2 protein-coding genes are annotated in these 18,495 nt (G+C 68.6%); both read left to right on the forward strand.

Going from position 1 to position 18,495, the window contains the following annotated elements:
• Positions 1 to 40: 40 nt before the first annotated feature.
• Positions 41 to 6,754 (forward strand): type I polyketide synthase, encoded by a 6,714-nt coding sequence (locus tag LGY53_RS10545; protein ID WP_225726470.1) that lies wholly within the window; start codon positions 41 to 43, stop codon positions 6,752 to 6,754.
• A complete protein-coding gene (locus tag LGY53_RS10550; protein WP_225726471.1) occupies positions 6,754 to 18,180 on the forward strand; it encodes a type I polyketide synthase in 11,427 nt (3,808 codons plus the stop codon). Before LGY53_RS10545 ends, LGY53_RS10550 begins: the two co-directional genes overlap by 1 nt.
• Positions 18,181 to 18,495 lie beyond the last annotated feature (315 nt).

Genomic DNA, 18,495 nt, shown 5'->3' on the forward strand with positions numbered 1-18,495 from the left:
GGATTCGGGAATAATCCAACGGGGAAAAATGCGAGCAGAATTGAATGAACCGAATGATTGGCGGGCGGTAATCGCCGAATTGGCCACCGCGCCGGATCCCGAGCGGGTCCGGGCGCTGACCGAGTTGGTCACCGCCCAGACCCGGGCCGCGCTGGGCGAACGGGTGCCGGAGCGGTTCGAGCCGGCCCGCCCCTTTCTGGAATCGGGATTCGACTCGCTCGCCGCGGTCGAACTGCACCGCCGATTGGTCGCGGCGACCGGACTGGAACTGCCGGTGACGCTGGTCTTCGATTATCCGACGCCACAGCGGCTGGTGCGCCTACTGTGCGGTGAGCTGTTCGGCTCCGGCGCCGAATCCGGGACGGTCGCCGACGGCGGCTCGCATATCGATGAGCCGATCGCGATCGTCGGCATGGCCTGCCGGTATCCCGGCGGAGTTCGTTCACCAGAACAGCTGTGGCAGTTGGTCGCCGACGGTGTCGACGCCACCTCCGAATTCCCCGCCGACCGCGGCTGGGATCTGGCGGCGCTCTACGATCCGGACCCGGCCACGCCCGGGACCAGCTATACCCGGCGCGGCGGATTCCTTTACGACGCAGCAGAATTCGACGCGTCGTTCTTCGGCGTCTCGCCGCGCGAAGCGCTGGCCATGGACCCGCAGCAGCGGTTGCTGCTGCAGTGCACCTGGGAACTGTTCGAGCGGGCCGGTATCCAGCCGGAGACCGTAACCGGTTCGGGCACCGGGGTTTTCGTCGGCGCGGAGACCCGCGAGTACGGACCGCGGACGCGCGACACCGAGGAGAAGCTCGCGGCCTACCGCATGACCGGCACCGCGTCGAGTGTCATCTCCGGACGGCTCGCCTACTTCTTCGGTTTCGAGGGGCCGACCATGACGGTCGATACGGCCTGCTCGTCCTCGCTGGTGGCGCTGCACCTCGCCGCGCAATCGCTGCGGCTGGGCGAATGCCGCCTCGCCGTCGTCGGCGGGGCGACGGTGCTGCCCGGGCCGGATGATTTCGTCGCCTTCAGCCGGCAGCGCGGGCTTGCGCCGGACGGCCGCTGCAAGCCGTTCGCCGACGCCGCCGACGGCACCGCGTGGGGTGAGGGTGTCGGTGTGCTGCTGGTGGAACGATTGCTCGACGCCCGACGCAACGGTCATCGGGTGCTCGCGGTGCTCCGTGGCAGTGCGGTCAATTCCGATGGCACCTCCAACGGGTTGACCGCGCCGAACGGCCCGGCCCAGCATCGGGTCATCATGCGGGCGCTGGCGGTGGCCGGTCTGGCGCCCGCGGAGGTGGACGCGGTGGAGGCACACGGCACCGGCACCACGCTCGGCGACCCGATCGAGGCGCACGCGCTGATCGGCGCGTACGGGCCGGGCCGGGCCGATCCGCTGTGGATCGGCTCGATCAAATCGAATATCGGACACACGCAATCGGCCGCCGGCCTCGCCGGTGTGATCAAGACGGTGCAGGCGATGCGGCACGGGGTATTGCCCCGCACACTGCACGCCGAAACGCCGTCGACGCAAGTGGATTGGTCCGCGGGGAAGCTGGCGCTGTTGACCGAGGCGCGGCCGTGGCACACGCCGGGCGGTCGGCCGCGCCGCGCCGGTGTCTCCTCATTCGGTATGAGCGGCACCAACGCCCACGTCATCCTGGAGGAGGCGGTCGAGGACGCGATCGAGGCGGCCGATGACGCCCCCTTCCGCGGCTGGCCCGTGCTGCTCTCCGGCGCCGATCCCGCCGCACTGCGGCGGCAGGCCGACAAGCTGCGCGAACACCTGGATTCCGGTGTCGAGTCGGCCGTACCCGCACTGGCCGCGGCCGCGGCGACGCGGCGGACCGCGCTCGACGCGCGCGCGGCGCTGTTCGCCGCGGATCGGGACGAACTCCGCGCGGCGCTCACGCGACTGGTCGACGGAGCGGAATCGGCGGTGGTGATCGGCCCGGCCGAGTCGCGCCCCGGCCAGGTGGGTGTGCTGTTCACCGGCGGCGGCAGCCAGCGACTCGGCGCGGGCCGCGAGCTCTACCAGCGCTTCGACGTCTTCGCCGCCGCGTTCGACAAGGCCTGCGACTACCTGAACCTGCAGCTGGACCGTCCACTGGAGACGGTACTGTTCGCCGCGCCGGGCTCGGCCGAAGCCGAACTGCTGCAGGTGTTTTCGTATCACCAGTGCGCGCTGTTCGCCGTTCAGGTCGCGCTGTTCCGGTTGCTCGAACACTTCGGTTTCCGCGCCGACTATGTCGCGGGTCATTCGTCCGGCGAGCTGGCGGCCGCGCATGTGGCGGGCGTGCTGTCGCTGGAGGATGCGGCGATGCTCGCGGCCGCGCGGGTCAGGCTGTCCGACGAGCTTCCGGTCGGCGGCGTGATGGTCGCGGTACAGGCCACCGAGTCGGAGGTGGTTCCGCTGCTGACCGAGCAGGTGTCCGTCGCGGCGGTGAACGGCGTCGAATCGATCGTGCTCTCGGGCGCGCAGGACGAGGTGCTGGCCATCGTGGACGGGCTGCGGGCGCGGGGCCGCCGGACCAAACGGCTGGCCATCAATCACGCCTCGCATTCGCCGTTGGTGGCGGGCCTGCTCGCGGAGTACGAGCAGATCGCCGAGTTGGCGACCTATCATCCACCGCGAATTCCGTTCGTGTCCACGGTCACCGGCGGTCTGGTCACCACGGAAATCGCCACGCCCGAGTATTGGATCCGGCACATTCGCAACCCGGTCCGCTTCCTGGATGCCGTGCGATCGCTGCGGGAACTGGGCGTGGGCACCTTCGTCGAGCTCGGCCCGGACTCCGTGCTCAGCCAGCTGGTCCTCGACTGCCTCGACGACTCCGCCGCGGCCGACACGGTGGCGGTGCCCGTGCTGCGATCCGGCAGCGGCGATGCGGATAACCTGGCCCGGGCACTGGCCACCCTGCACGTGCGCGGGGTGCCGTTCGACTGGGAAACCGTTTTCGCCGGGATCGCCGCCGACGATGCCGCGCTGCCGACCTATGCCTTCGACCGGACGAGGTACTGGCTGGAGGACACCGGCCCGCAGGCCGGAGCAGCGACGACCCTCGGGCTCGACCCCGCCGATCATCCGTTGCTCGGCGCGGCGGTCGTCTTGCCGGAGGCCGAAGGGCTGGTGTTGACCGGCAGGTTGTCGGTGCGCACGCATCCGTGGCTGGCCGATCATGCGGTCGACGGCGCGGTGTTGGTGCCGGGTACCGCATTCGTCGAGCTGGCGCGGCATGCCGGTGATCAGGTCGGCGCCGGACAGGTCGAGGAGCTCACGCTGGAGCTGCCGCTGCTGCTGGACGCGGGTGCGCGCCAGGTGCGGTTCGTGGTCGGGGCGGCCGATGAGCGGCAGCGGCGTTCGCTGCGGGTGTATTCCCGGCCCGATGACGGTCGGGAGTGGGTGCGCCATGCGACGGGTTCACTTGTTCCGGCCGATGATGCGGAACTGGCGGGTTTGTTCGAATGGCCGCCGCGTGATGCCGAGGCGCTCGATGTCACCGGGTTGTACGACGACCTGGCGGCACAGGGTTATCACTACGGGCCGTCTTTCCGTGGACTGGCCGCGGCGTGGCGGGCCGGTACCGACGTCTATGCCGAGGTCGCGCTTCCGGATACGGCCGATGCCACGGGTTTCGGTCTACATCCCGCATTGCTCGACGCGGCGCTGCACGGCATCGGAGCGGCCGCATCGGCGGGTTCGAAACAGGTTGAGCTGCCGTTCAATTGGAGCGGGGTGCGGCTGTATGCCGTTGGGGCGCGCCGATTGCGGGTCCGGATACAGCCGGTATCCGGCGACGGGGTGACCATCCGCATCGCCGACCACACCGGCGCACCGGTCGCCGAGATCGAGCGGCTGACCCTGCGCGCCGCGGACCCGGCCGCGATGAACGGTGCCGCGGCACTGGGCGATTCGCTGTTCCATGTGCGCTGGGCTCCGGTGCGCCTGCCGGAGGCGGTCGTGCGGGCCGATCGGTGTGCCAGGGTGGGCACGATCGGCTTCGGACCGGAATTCGCGGACCTGATCGACCTCATCGCCGCGATCGAAGCCGGAACGCCTGTGCCGCAACATCTTTTCCTTCCGATCTCTACGCCGGACGGCGAGCTGGCGGGCAATGTCCATGGCGCGGTGCGGCATTGCCTGGAGACGGCCCAGAACCTGTTGTCCGACAAACGTTTCGACGACACGGTCGCGGTATTCGTGAGCACGGGTGCGGTCGCGGTCGACTCCGCCGCCGAGCTCACCGACCTGGCCGCGGCCTCGGCATGGGGCCTGCTGAGCAGCCTGCAGGCGGAGGAGCCGGGGCGGCTGCTGCTGATCGACGTCGACGAGCGGCCGGACGCGGACGCACTGGCCGCCGCACTGGCCGCGGGTGAACCCAGGTTGGCGATTCGGTCCGGAGCGCTGTACGCACCGCGGCTTGCCAGGGCGGGCACTGCCCGGAGCCTGACACTCGTGGACGACGCGCTGCCGTGGCGGCTGCGGTCCAGCGAAAACGGCAGCCTGAACGAATTGGCGATCGTCTCCGCTCCGGAGACACTCCGCCCGCTCGAACCGCACGAGATCAGGATCGCCGTGCGGGCCTGCGGGCTGAACTTCCAGGATGTGTTGCGAGCCCTCGGCATGCGGCTCAGCCGCGACGTCGTCGACACGACGATGGGCAACGAGGGCGCCGGAATAGTTACCGAAATCGGTTCGGCCGTAACCGATCTGCGCGTCGGCGACCGCGTCATGGGCGTATTCGACCCGCGTATTTTCGGCCCGGTGGCGATCACCGACGGTCGGCTCGTCGCGCCGATCCCGCCCGGCTGGTCGTTCCACCGGGCGGCAGCGATCCCGCTGGTCTACCTCACCGCCTACTACGGTCTGGTCGACCTCGGCGCGCTGGCGGCGGGTGAGACGGTGCTCGTGCACGCCGCGGCCGGCGGTGTGGGGATGGCCGCGGTGCAACTCGCCCGTGCGCTCGGGGCCCAAGTGCTGGCCACCGCGAGCCCGGGCAAATGGTCCGTGCTGCACCGGCTGGGCTTGCGCGCCGAGGACATCGCGTCGTCCCGCGACCTCGAATTCGCAGGCAAGTTCGGTCGGGTGGACGTGGTGCTGAACTCGCTCGCCGGCGAATTCACCGATGCCTCATTGGGTTTGCTTCGCGTGGGCGGCCGGTTCGTCGAAATGGGCAAGACCGACCTGCGCGATGCCGCGAAGATCGCCGAGCGGTATCCGGGCATCACCTATGCGGCATTCGATCTCCTGCTGGACGCGGGGCCGGAACGGATCCGGCAGATGTGGCGCGAACTGCGGGAGCTCTTCGACTCCGGTCGGCTGCGGCCCGAGCCGCCCACGGTGTGGGACGTCCGGCATGCCCCCGAGCTATTCCGCACGATGAGCCAGGGTAAACACGTCGGCAAGCAGGTGCTGACCATTCCGGCTCGGTGGGATCCGGACGGTACGGTGCTCATCACCGGCGGCACCGGCGCGCTCGGCGGGCTGGTGGCCCGGCATATCGTTGCGGCGCAAGGCATTCGGCATCTGGTGCTGACCTCGCGCCGGGGGCCGGAGGCGGCGGGCGTCGAACGGTTGGTGGCCGAGCTCGCCGAACTCGGGGCCTGCGCCACCGTGGTGGCCTGTGATGCCGCCGACCGGGATGCGCTGCGCGATGTGCTCGAATCCATTCCGGACAGTCGCCCGCTGACCGCGGTGGTCCATGCGGCCGGCCAGCTCGACGACGGCCTGGTCCGGTCGATGACGGCGGAACGGCTCTATGCCGGTATGCGGTCGAAGGTGGATGCCGCCGTGCACCTGCACGAGCTCACCGAACACCTCGACCTGGCCGGGTTCGTGATGTTCTCTTCGGCCGCAGGGGTTTTCGGAGAGGCCGGGCAGGGCAACTACGCCGCGGCGAACACCTTCCTGGACGCGCTGGCGACCTACCGGCGGGCCCGCGGACTGCCCGGACTCTCGGTGGCTTGGGGCTTCTGGGAGCAGCGCAGCGGCATGACCGGTCACCTCGGCGAAGCCGATATCGCCAGGATGGCGCGCTCCGGAATGGCCCCGTTGAGCAATGCCGACGGGCTCGGACTGTTCGATCTGGCGCAGGCCGAGCCGGTGCCGATGGTGGTGGCCGCGCACTTGAACATCGGCGGGATGCGGGCCGCCGAAACCCCCGCACTACTGCGCGGTCTGGTCCGGGCGCCCGCGCGGCGCACCGTCGACGCCGCGGAGACCGGCGGCCCGAGCCTGGCCGAGCGGTTGGCGGCAGCGCCGGTCCGGGACCGGGATCGAATGCTGCTGGACATCGTGCGTAAGCACGTGATCGCCGTGCTCGATTACGATCCGTCGACGCGGATCGATGCCCGACAACCATTCCGCGACTTGGGTTTCGACTCATTGAGCGCGGTGGAGCTGCGCAACCGGATCGCCGCGGCGACGAGCGTCCGGCTGCCGGGCACCGCGGTCTTCGACTATCCGACACCGGCCGAGCTGGCCGCCGAATTGCGGGTCCGGCTGCTACCCGATGAGGCCGAGCCGGAGCCGATCGAGGACGCCGAGGTCCGACGGGCACTCGCGACGATCCCGGTGGACCGGCTGCGCGCGGCCGGGTTGCTCGACGGTCTGCTCGACCTGATCGAGCGCGAGGGCGCCGGCGAGCCCGAGCGGTTCACCGCGGCGGAACAGTCGATCGACGAGATGGACACCGACGAGCTCATCGCGCGCGCCTTGCACGATGCCGGCTCCTCGGGACAGTGGAGGGTTGCCTGATGACCGAGAACACCGACAAAATCGTTGCCGCGCTGCGTGCTTCGCTGAAAGAGACCGAGCGCCTGCGCATCGAGAACCGTCGGCTGCTCGAGACCGTCGGCGAACCGATCGCGATCATCGGGATGAGCTGCCGATTTCCCGGCGATGTTCGCTCGCCGGAGGATCTGTGGCGGTTGGTCGCATCCGGGACCGATGCGATCGGCGAGTTCCCGGACGACCGCGGCTGGGATATCGACTCGCTGTACGATCCGGAGCCGGGCAAACCGGGTAAGAGCTACACCAGATTCGGCGGATTCGTCGACGCGGTGGGCGAATTCGACGCGGAGTTCTTCGGCATCTCGCCCCGCGAGGCATTGGCGATGGATCCGCAGCAGCGGCTGCTGCTGGAAACCTCATGGGAGGCACTGGAACGGGCGGGCATCGACCCGGAAACATTGCGCGGCAGCGCAACCGGCGTATTCGTCGGCGTCATCCCGAACGAGTACTCGGCGTCGGGAGCGCACGTCCCATCCGATCTCGAGCCGTATCTGTTCAGTGGCAACGTGCCCAGCGTCGCATCGGGCCGCATCGCATACACCCTCGGCCTGGTCGGGCCCGCGGTATCGGTGGATACCGCGTGTTCGTCATCGCTGGTGGCATTGCATTTGGCGGTGCAGTCGCTGCGCAACGGCGAATGCGAGCTGGCCTTGGTCGGCGGTGCGACCGTATTGGCGAATCCGTCTGGTTTCGTGGACTTTTCGCGACAGCGCGGGTTGGCGGCGGACGGGAGGTGCAAGGCATTCGCGGAGGCCGCCGACGGTACGGCATGGGCCGAGGGCGCCGGTGTGCTGCTGGTGGAACGGCTGTCGGCGGCGCGGCGCAACGGTCATCGGGTGTTGGCGGTGGTGCGTGGTTCGGCGGTGAATCAGGATGGTGCGTCGAATGGTTTGACCGCGCCGAATGGTCCGTCGCAGCAGCGGGTGATCCGGGCTGCGCTGGCTGCCGCTGGTCTGGCGGCGTCGGAGGTGGATGCGGTCGAAGGGCATGGCACCGGAACGTCTTTGGGTGATCCGATCGAGGCGCAGGCGCTGCTGGCGACGTATGGGCAGGGTCGGGATGTGGATCGGCCGCTGTGGTTGGGGTCGTTGAAATCCAATATCGGCCACACCCAGGCGGCGGCGGGTGTCGGTGGTGTGATCAAGATGGTTCAGGCGATGCGGCATGGAATGCTGCCGCCGACATTGCACGTGGATTCGCCGTCGTCGCATGTGGATTGGTCGTCGGGTGCGGTGTCGCTGTTGACCGAGGCGCGGCCGTGGCCGGAGCTGGACCGTCCACGGCGAGTGGGTGTTTCGTCGTTCGGGATCAGTGGGACGAACGCGCACGTGATCTTGGAGCAGGCGCCCGACCCGGAGCCGGTTGCCGAGCCGGTCGCGGATGGCGATCGGGTGCTGCCGTGGTTGATATCGGGCCGCTCCACAACCGCGGTGGCGGCACAGGCGCAACGGCTGTCGGATTGGCTGGCGGCACATCCCGATCCGTCGCCGGGGCGGGTGGCGCGGTCATTGGCGACAACGCGCACGGCATTCGGCTGGCGCGCAGCGATAGTCGGCAACAAGGCACAGTTGGTCGAGGGCGTCGCGGCACTGGCCGACGGTAAGGTCACCGCCCGACCGATCGGCTCCGACGGCAAGCTGGCGTTCCTGTTCACCGGCCAGGGCAGTCAGCGTGCGGGAATGGGCCGGGAACTCGCCGATGCATTCCCGGTCTTCGCCCAGGCATTCGATGAGGTGTGCGCCGAATTCGACAAGCATCTGGGCCGTCCCTTGCGGGATGTGATCGATTCCGACCCAGAAGCATTGGGACGCACGGAATTCGCGCAGTGCGCGATCTTCGCGGTCGAGGTGGCGCTGTTCGAGCTGGTGCGCTCGTGGGGTGTGCCGGTGGATGTGGTGATCGGCCACTCCATCGGCGAGCTGGCCGGGGCCCATGTGGCTGGTGTGTTGTCGTTGTCGGATGCGGTGGCATTGGTGGCCGCGCGGGGCCGGTTGATGCAGCGGCTCGCCGAGGGCGGAGCGATGGTGGCGATTCAAGCCGCCGAGGCCGAAGTGCTGCCGCTGCTGGAAGCGGGTGTGTCGCTGGCCGCGGTGAATGGGCCTGCGGCGGTGGTCATTTCCGGTGACGAGGAGCCGGTGCATCGGGTCGCCGGTGTGTTCGCCGAACAAGGTCGCCGGATCAAGACCCTTGCGGTGAGTCATGCGTTCCACTCGGCGCGGATGGAGCCGATGCTGGCCGGTTTCGCCGAGGCGGCCGAGTCGTCGAGGTTCGCCGAGCCACGGATTCCGTTCGTGTCCACCGTGACCGGTGACGGTTCGGCCGATGTGACCGATCCCGGTTATTGGGTGGGGCAGGTCCGCGAACCGGTGCGGTTCGCCGATGCGGTGCGGACGGCCGAAAACCTCGGTGTCACAGGGTTTGTCGAGCTCGGCCCGGATGCGGTGTTGAGTGCGCTTGCCGCGGACAGTGTTTCGAGTACGGAGCCGGTGTTGGTGCCGATGCTGCGGGCCGACCGGGGTGAGGTCCTGTCTGCGGTGTCGGCGGCCGCGGCGTTGTGGGCCGATGGTGTCGAGATCGATATGTCGGTGGTTATCGGGGACAACGGGATACCGACCGTGGATCTGCCGACGTATGCCTTCCAGCATCAGCGCTATTGGATGCGGTCCGGTCATGGTGAGCCCGATCTGACCGCCGCCGGTCTGGGACGTGCCGAGCATCCGTTGCTCGGTGCGGTGGTGGCCTTGGCGGAGGCCGATGGGTTGGTGCTGACGGGCAGGTTGTCGGTGGATAAGCATGCCTGGTTGGCCGATCACGCGGTCAGCGGTGTCGTCTTGTTGCCGGGGACCGCCTTTGTCGAATTGGCCCAGCATGCGGGGGATCACGTCGGTGCCGGACGGGTCGAGGAGCTGACCTTGGAGCTGCCGCTGCTGTTGGGCACGGGCGCGCGACAGGTGCAGTTGGTGGTGGGTGCGGCCGATGCCGGGCAGCGGCGTTCGCTGGGTGTGTATTCGCGGGCCGATGACGGTCGGGATCGGGAATGGGTGCGTCACGCCACCGGCCTGCTCGGTCCGGTGGACGGCGGCGAGCCGGGGGGCCTGGTCGAGTGGCCGCCGCGCGGTGCGGAGGCACTCGATGTGACGGATCTGTACCCGGCGCTGGCCGCGCGAGGCTTGGCGTACGGGCCGAGTTTTCGTGGACTGACGGCGGCATGGCGCGCCGGTGCGGACGTCTATGCCGAGGTCGAACTCCCGGATATGGCCGATGCCAACGGTTTCGGCGTGCATCCCGCTTTGCTGGATGCGGCGCTGCATGCGCTCACCACGACGGATGATCCGGATACCGGCACCCTCGTCCCGTTCGCCTGGTACGGCTACACCCTCTACGCCACCGGCGCCACCGCGCTGCGGGTGCGGCTGCGCCGGATCGGCGAACGCGAAACATCGGTGCTGGTGGCGGATCAGGCTGGTCGGCCGGTCGCAGCGGTGGAGTCGCTGACCGTGCGCGAACTGCCCGCAGGCGCGCTGGACACCCGGACCGACTGGCTGTACCGGACCACATGGCGACCGCTGCGACCGCAGAAGTCCGCCGAATCCGCTTCCGCATCAGAGCTTTTCGAGGCGCCGACGGGAGCAACGGTCCAGGAATGCACCGAACAGGTACTCGCCCGCGTGCAAGCCTGGTTGGCCGCCGACCGCCAGGACGCGCAGCTCATCGTGGTCACCCGGGGCGGCGTCGCCGGCCAGCCCGGCGAGACCGTGACCGATCTCGGCCACGCCGCCGTGTGGGGCCTGGTGCGGGTGGCCCAGGCCGAGCATCCGAACCAGTTCGTGCTGGCCGATATCGACGCGGCGACCACGGAAGCGGACCTGCTCGCCGCATCGCGCACCGGCGAGCCGCAACTGATGCTGCGCGCCGGTCGGCCGTGGATTCCCGCGCTGTCCACCCCGGACAGGTCTGATCTCACCGTCCCGGCCGGCGCGCGAGCGTGGCGGCTGGACGTCCGCACACCCGGCACCATTGATTCGCTGGAACTCGTTGCCGCGCCGGAGGTTTCGGCACCGCTGGCGGAGGGGCAGCTGCGGGCGGCGGTCCGTGCGGCCGGGCTGAACTTCCGGGATGTGCTGATGGCGCTCGGCATGTACCCGGGCGATATCGACCTCGGCGGCGAAGGTGCGGGCGTCGTGCTGGAGGTCGGTCCGGGCGTCACCGGATTCCGGCCCGGCGACAGGATTTTCGGTCTGCTGTCGGGCGCATTCGGACCGGTTGCGATCGCCGACCAACGGACCGTGGCGCGGATGCCCGAGGGCTGGTCGTTCGCCACGGCGGCCTCCGTGCCCGTGGTATTCCTCACCGCCTACTACGGATTGGTGGACATCGCCCGGCTCGGCTCCGGTGAGCGGGTGCTGATCCATGCGGCCGCCGGTGGTGTCGGCATGGCGGCCGGCCAGATCGCCGCGCATCTGGGGGCCGAGGTGTTCGGCACCGCCAGCCCGGCGAAGTGGCAGACACTGCGCGAATTCGGCTACGACGAAACACATTTGGCCTCCTCGCGCACCCTGGACTTCGAGGACGCCTTCCGCGCGGCGACCGGCGGCGCCGGATTCGACGTGGTACTCAATTCCCTGGCCGACGAATTCATCGACGCCTCGCTGCGGCTGCTCGCCCCCGGAGCGCGCTTCGCCGAAATGGGCAAGACCGACCTGCGCGATCCGGCCGAAATCGCCGCGGAATACCTGCCATTCGACTTGAACGACGCCGGACCCGACCGCATCGGCGCGATGCTGACCGAACTGGTCGAGCTGTTCCGGCGCGGCGTGCTCACCCCCTTGCCGGTGACCGGCTGGGATGTACGTAAGGCCAAGGATGCCTTCCGATTCGTAAGTCAGGCAAGGCATATCGGCAAGAACGTGCTGACCGTGCCGACCGAGCCGAATCCGGATGGCACGGTATTGATCACCGGCGGCACCGGCGGGCTGGGCCGGGAACTGGCCGAGCATCTGGTGACCGAGCGCGGTATGCGTCGGCTACTGCTGATCGGCGCCCGCGGTCCGGCGGCCGACGGGGCGGCGGAATTGCGGACGCGCCTGGCCGATTCCGGCGGAGAGGTATCGATCGTGGCGTGTGATGTGGCGGACCGAGCGGCATTGGCCGAGGTGCTGGCCGAGATCCCCGCGGCGCACCCGTTGACCGCGGTGGTGCATGCGGCGGGCGTGCTGGACGACGGTGTGGTCGAGGCGTTGACGCCGGAGCGGTTGGCCGCGGTTCTGCGGCCGAAAGTGCTTGGCGCACTGCATCTGCACGAGTTGACCGCGGGCGCGGATCTCGCCGAATTCGTCCTGTTCTCTTCGGTCGCGGGCGTGCTCGGCAATCCGGGTCAGGCCAACTATGCCGCGGCCAACAGCGTGCTGGACGCGCTCGCGATCCAGCGCGGGCACGCCGGTCTGCCCGCGCGGTCGCTGGCCTGGGGACCGTGGGACGGCGGCGGCATGGCCGCGCGTCTGAACGAGGCGACCCGTGCCCGGATGGCGAGCTCCGGCACCCCGGCGCTGTCGGTCGCCGAGGGTCTGGCGCTGTTCGACGCCGCGGCCGGGCTGGCCGAATCAGCGCTGACGCCAATGCGATTGGACCCGGCGGCCTGGCAGGCGCACAGTGGTGTCGACGGTATGCCGCCGGTGCTGCGCGGCCTGCTGAACCGCCCGGCGCGGCGCATCGCCTCGGCCGTCCCGGCCCGTGGTTCGCTGCGCGACCAACTGGCCGTGCTGTCGGTCGACGAACGCCGGTCCAGGCTGGTGGAGCTGGTGTGCGCGCAGGCCGCGGCCGTGCTCGGACACGTCGACGCCGCCGCGCTGGAGCCGCACCGCCCGTTCAGCGAGGTGGGTTTCGACTCGTTGACGGCGGTGGAACTGCGAAATCGGTTGCAGGCCGCCACCGGCATGCGGCTGTCGCCGACGATGACCTTCGACTATCCGACGATCGCCGCGCTGGCCGAATACTTGGCGGCGGAACTGTTCGGCGCGGACGAGCCCACCGCGCCGAACGGCCGCTCGGTGGCGGTCGACGCGGGTGAGCCGATCGCCATCGTCGCGATGAGCTGCCGCTATCCTGGCGGGGTCGACTCACCAGAAGACTTGTGGCAGTTGGTATTCGAGGGTCGCGACGGTATATCCGCCTTCCCGGCCGATCGTGGCTGGGATGTGGCGGCGCTCTACGATCCGGATCCGGAACACGCGGGCACCAGCTATGTGCGGCAGGGCGGGTTCCTGCACGATGCCGCGTCGTTCGATCCGGAACTGTTCGGCATTTCGCCGCGCGAGGCGCTGGCGATGGATCCGCAGCAGCGGTTGCTGCTGGAGACGGCGTGGGAGGTGTTCGAGCGGGCCGGGCTGGATCCGACCTCGTTGCGGGGCAGTCGAACCGGCGTCTTCGCCGGGGTGATGAGCAGCGACTATCTCAGCGGCTCCGGTGAACTGCCGCAACATCTGGACGGTTACTCGAGCACCGGGACGTCGGGGAGTGTGGCCTCGGGCCGGATTTCCTATGTGTTCGGTTTGGAGGGTCCGGCGGTAACGGTCGATACGGCGTGTTCGTCATCGTTGGTGGCGTTGCATTTGGCTGTGCAGGCGTTGCGCAATGGCGAGTGCGATATGGCCCTGGCAGGTGGGGCCACTGTGATGGCGACTCCCGATACGTTCGTGGACTTTTCGCGGCAGCGCGGGTTGTCGCCCGATGGACGATGCAAGGCATTCGCGGAGGCGGCGGATGGTACCGCGTGGGCCGAGGGTGTCGGATTGCTGTTGGTGGAGCGGTTGTCTGATGCGCGCGAGCATGGCCACCCGGTCGTCGCGGTGGTGCGTGGTTCGGCGGTGAATCAGGATGGTGCGTCGAATGGTTTGACTGCGCCGAATGGTCCGTCGCAGCAGCGGGTGATCCGGGCGGCGTTGGCTGCGGCTGGTTTGGCGGCGTCGGATGTGGATGCGGTCGAAGGGCACGGTACCGGAACAACATTGGGTGATCCGATCGAGGCGCAAGCGCTGTTGGCCACGTACGGGCAGGGGCGGGATGCCGATCGGCCGTTGTGGTTGGGGTCGTTGAAGTCGAATATCGGGCATGCTCAGGCTGCGGCGGGTGTTGGCGGCATCATCAAGATGGTGCAGGCGATGCGGTTTGGGGTGTTGCCGAAGACGTTGCATGTGGATTCGCCGTCGTCGCATGTGGATTGGTCCTCGGGTGCGGTGTCGCTGTTGACCGAGGCGCGGGCGTGGCCCGAGACGGATCATCCACGGCGCGCGGGCATTTCGTCGTTCGGGATGAGCGGCACGAATGCGCACGTGATCGTGGAACAGGCCCCGGAAGTGGAGCCGGTGCCGGTGCGGGAGTCCGGCAGGTCGGTGGTGCGGGCGTCAGTGGTGCCGTGGCCGGTGTCGACTCGTGGCGAGGCGGCGTTGCGGGGTCAGTTGACTGCGCTGGCGCGGTGGAGTGCCGAACAAGACGGATTGGATGCGGCGGCGGTGGCGCGTGCATTGCTGCGTCGCGCCGAGTTGGATTCGCGCGCGGTGGTTTTGGCTTCCAGCGAGATCGACCGGTCGGCGTTGGCCGAGCCGGTGTCGGGTTCGGTGGTGTCGGGTCGTGTGGTGTGGGTGTTCGCGGGTCAAGGGAGTCAGTGGGTCGGGATGGGTCGTGACCTGCTCAAGTCGTGCGAGGTTTTCGCCGACACGATCGCCGAGTGCGATGGGTTGCTGCAGGAGTGGCGCGGGCTGACTGTGTCCGAGGCGCTGGCCGATGAGGCGTTGTTGGGCCGGGTCGATGTGGTGCAGCCGGTGTTGTTCGCGGTGATGGTTGGTTTGGCGCGAACCTGGCAAGCGGTCGGCGTGGATCCTGATGTGGTGGTGGGGCATTCGCAGGGTGAGATCGCGGCTGCGCATGTCGCGGGGATGTTGAGTTTGCGAGATGCGTTTTGGTTGGTGGTTGCGCGGAGTCGGGTGATCGCTGAGGAGTTGTCGAACCGTGGTGGGATGGTGTCGATCGCTGCCGGGGCGCAACGTGTGCAGGATCTGACCGCCCAGTGGTCGGATCAGGTTGCGGTGGCGGTGGTCAACGGCCCCGGCGCAACGGTGGTCTCCGGTGATCGAGATGCGTTGGCCGAGTTGGTGATTGCGGCTGAGGCCGAAAGTCTGCGGACTCGCTGGCTCCCGGTCGACTATGCCTCGCATTCTCCGCAGGTCGATACGATCCGGGACCGACTACTCACAGATCTCGCCGGAACAACCGGCGAAGCGGGTCGAATTCCAATGCTGTCAACGGTTACCGGTGATTGGGTGACCGGTGCGAAGCTGGATGCCGCTTACTGGGTGGACAATCTCCGATCCACGGTCCGGTTCCAGGAAGCCGTTGAAACGTTGGCGCAGCAGGGTTTCACCCGTTTCATGGAGATCACCCCGCACCCGGTGCTCACCACCGCGATCATCGAGACCCTCGAGAATGGACAACTTGCAGGGGTGGCATTGGAGACCCTGCGCCGTGACCAGGACAGCTCCGTAAGTTTCGTGCGATCGGCGGCGCAAGCATGGACACACGGTCTACCGGTGCACTGGAGTGCCCTTGTCCCCGAGGCGGAACCGGTAAGTCCGGAAACCCTGCCGACGTACGCCTTCGATCGCCGCCGTTACTGGGTGCAGCGCGGTAATACCGGCGGTGATGTGCGTCAGGTCGGGCAGCAGGTGTTGACCCATCCGGTGTTGGGTGCGGTGGTGGAAGTGCCTGGCACGGTTCCGATCACGGTGTTGACCGGGCAGTTGCACCTGGCCAGGCAGTCGTGGTGGTCGGATCATGCGGTGGCCGGGTCGGTGGTGGTGCCCGGTACCGGGCTGCTCGAATGGGTGGTCACCGCGGCTCGGCAGCTGGGTTGGAATGTGTTGTCGGAGTTGACGTTGCAGCTTCCCGTGATTGTGCCCGCCGATGCGGCGTTGGACGTCCGGGTGGTCATCGGCCAGGACCCGGCCGAATCCGCCACGGCCGAGGCCGAATTGATGGAAGCCGGTTCGGCTGTGGTGGCGATACACACCCGCCCTGCTGGTGATGACGGTCGTTGGACGACCCACGCCACCGGTATCTTGACCACCGCGACCGGAAACGGCGCGATCGATGGTGTCGACGCCGCCTGGGAGCAGTGGCCGCCGTCGGGTGCCGAGGCGGTGGATGTCGTTGGCTTGTATGACGGTTTGGCCGTCGCGGGTCTGGAATACGGTCCTGTCTTCCAGGGCGTGCGCGCGGCCTGGCGGCACGACGACCAGGTCTGGGTCGAGGTCGGACTATCCGACGGCGTCGAGGTGGCGGGGTTCGTCGCTCATCCGGCTCTGCTGGATGCGATCCTGCATGGCATAGCCTTCGGTGATTTCACCGCCGACCCGGCCCGGGCGTACCTACCGTTCGCCTGGAATGGTGTGCGGCTGAACGCGACTCGGACGACCAGCCTGCGTTGCCGGATCAGCCGCGCGGGCACCGACGCGGTATCCATCGTCGCGACAGACGAATACAACAACGAGGTGTTCACCGTGGATTCGGTGACGCTGCGGGCGGTGCGCCCGGATGAGATCGGCGCGCACGGCAACTACGAATCCCTGTTCCGCGTCGAGTGGCAGCCGGTGAATCTCCCGGCGGCCGCTCCCGGCGCGCTGGCCGTAATCGGTGACCCGCACATCCTGCCCGGTGCGACACCGTATCCGGACCGGGCCGCATTCGATGCGGCGACCGATGCGTTCGAGCATGTGGTCCTGCGAGTGCCCACCGATACGGAAGCCGTCGGTTCGGTGCTGCGGGCGGTGCAGTGGTGGCTCGGCGGACGCGCACGGCAGGACTCCCGGCTCGTCTTCCTTGTCGACGAGGACGGCGCGACGGCGAGTGCGGTGCGCGGCCTGGTCCGTGCCGCGCAGGCGGAGCACCCGGACCGGTTCGGGCTGGTGGTGCTCGGGCAGGCCGATACCGCGCCGCTGCCGCGGACGCTCGCCGTCACCGAGGCCGAAGTGCTGCTGCGCGACGGGAAATCGTGGGTGCGGCGACTGGCCAGGGTGCCTAGGGCGGCCGCGACGCCGCTGTCGTTCCCCGCCGACGACACCGGTTGGGTGCTGATCACCGGCGGGCTCGGCGCCATCGGCTCGGTGCTCGCCCGGCATCTCGTCGTGCGGTACGGCGTCCGTCGGCTGGTGCTGACCGGCCGATCGGGTCCGGCCACCGGCGGCGCCGCGGAACTCGTGGCCGAGCTGACCGCATCGGGTGCCGAGGTGAACGTGGTGGCCTGCGATATCGGCGACCCGGCGGCGGTCGGCGAGTTGGCCGGGCGGTACCGGTTCAGCGGAGTCGTCCATGCCGCGGGTGCGCTGGCCGACGCACTGGTCACCGAGCTGGGCCCGGAACGGCTCGCGGTCGCCTTCCGGCCGAAGGCCGAGGGCATGGCCAACCTGCACGCCGCGCTGCCCGCCGGGGTGCCGATGATCGTATTCTCCTCGCTCGCAGCGGTTTTCGGTGCGCCCGGCCAAGCGAATTACGCGGCGGCGAACGGATTCCTCGACGGGTACGCGCAGCAGTGCCGGGCGGCGGGCAGGCCCGTGGTCTCGATCGCGTGGGGTTTCTGGCGCGACCGTGGCGGCATGACCGGTCACCTGGACGATCGGGACGTCCGCCGGTTGCGCAGGTCGGGGGTCGAGCCGCTGTCGGCGGAGGAGGGACTGGCCCTTTTCGACGCCGCGGTCGAGGCCGGGCTGCCGACCGTTGTCGCCGCCCGGTTCGACCTGGCGGGACTGCGGGCGCAGGACGCGGCGGAGATCTCGCCGCTGTACCGAGGGATCATCCGGGTCGGCGCACGTTCCGAGACCGAGTCGAAGACCAGCGATATGCGGAGCAGGCTGGCCGGCCTCACCGGGCCCGATCGGACGCAGGCGCTGGAACAGTTCGTCCGCCGACACGTCGCCACCGTGCTCGGACACGACCGGCCGGATTCGATATCGCCGGATCGCGGATTCCTGGAACTCGGTTTCGACTCCCTCACTGCGGTCGACCTGCGCAATCGGTTGAGCCGGGCGCTGGGTTTGCGGCTGCCCGCCACCCTGATGTTCGACTACCCGGACGCGGCGACCTTGGCCGCGTACCTCGACGAGCGACTGGGCGGCGGCGCAGCGGCGGCCACATCGGCCGAGGCGGAACTCGACCGGCTGGCCGCGCTGCTGGTCGCCACCGATTCGGATCAGGCGCAGCGGGCCCGGCTCGCGGCGAAATTGCGCGAGATATTGACGGCGGTGGACGGCGACGCCGAATCCGCGGACGTCGCGGAGCGACTGCAATCCGCGAGCGATAACGAAATGTTCGATTTCATAGATAATGAGCTCGGCGTTTCATGAGCCCGGTTCGAATCGGTCCCGGATATCGCATCCGGATTATCGTCGAATAATTCCGGAAGATTCGCCTGCCGGTGCTTGTTATCGATGAATTTCGATAACAAGCACCGGCCTATTGCGTGATTCGGCCGAATATAGCCGCCGAGTATCGCCGGTCTAGCTTAGGGGCGGCTAGGGGTTGTTCCGATACATACGACGCAAATAGCGTCGATCCAGGTGAACCGGCTCATGCGTCGATCAATCATCGGCATATCAGACGGCCGGTTCAACAGCCAGCGAATATTCCGTCGTAGCCCGAATTTCGAAGAGGTTGCCTTC

This window comes from Nocardia sp. JCM 34519.1, from assembly GCF_020361265.1.
Lineage (GTDB): Bacteria > Actinomycetota > Actinomycetes > Mycobacteriales > Mycobacteriaceae > Nocardia > Nocardia arthritidis_A.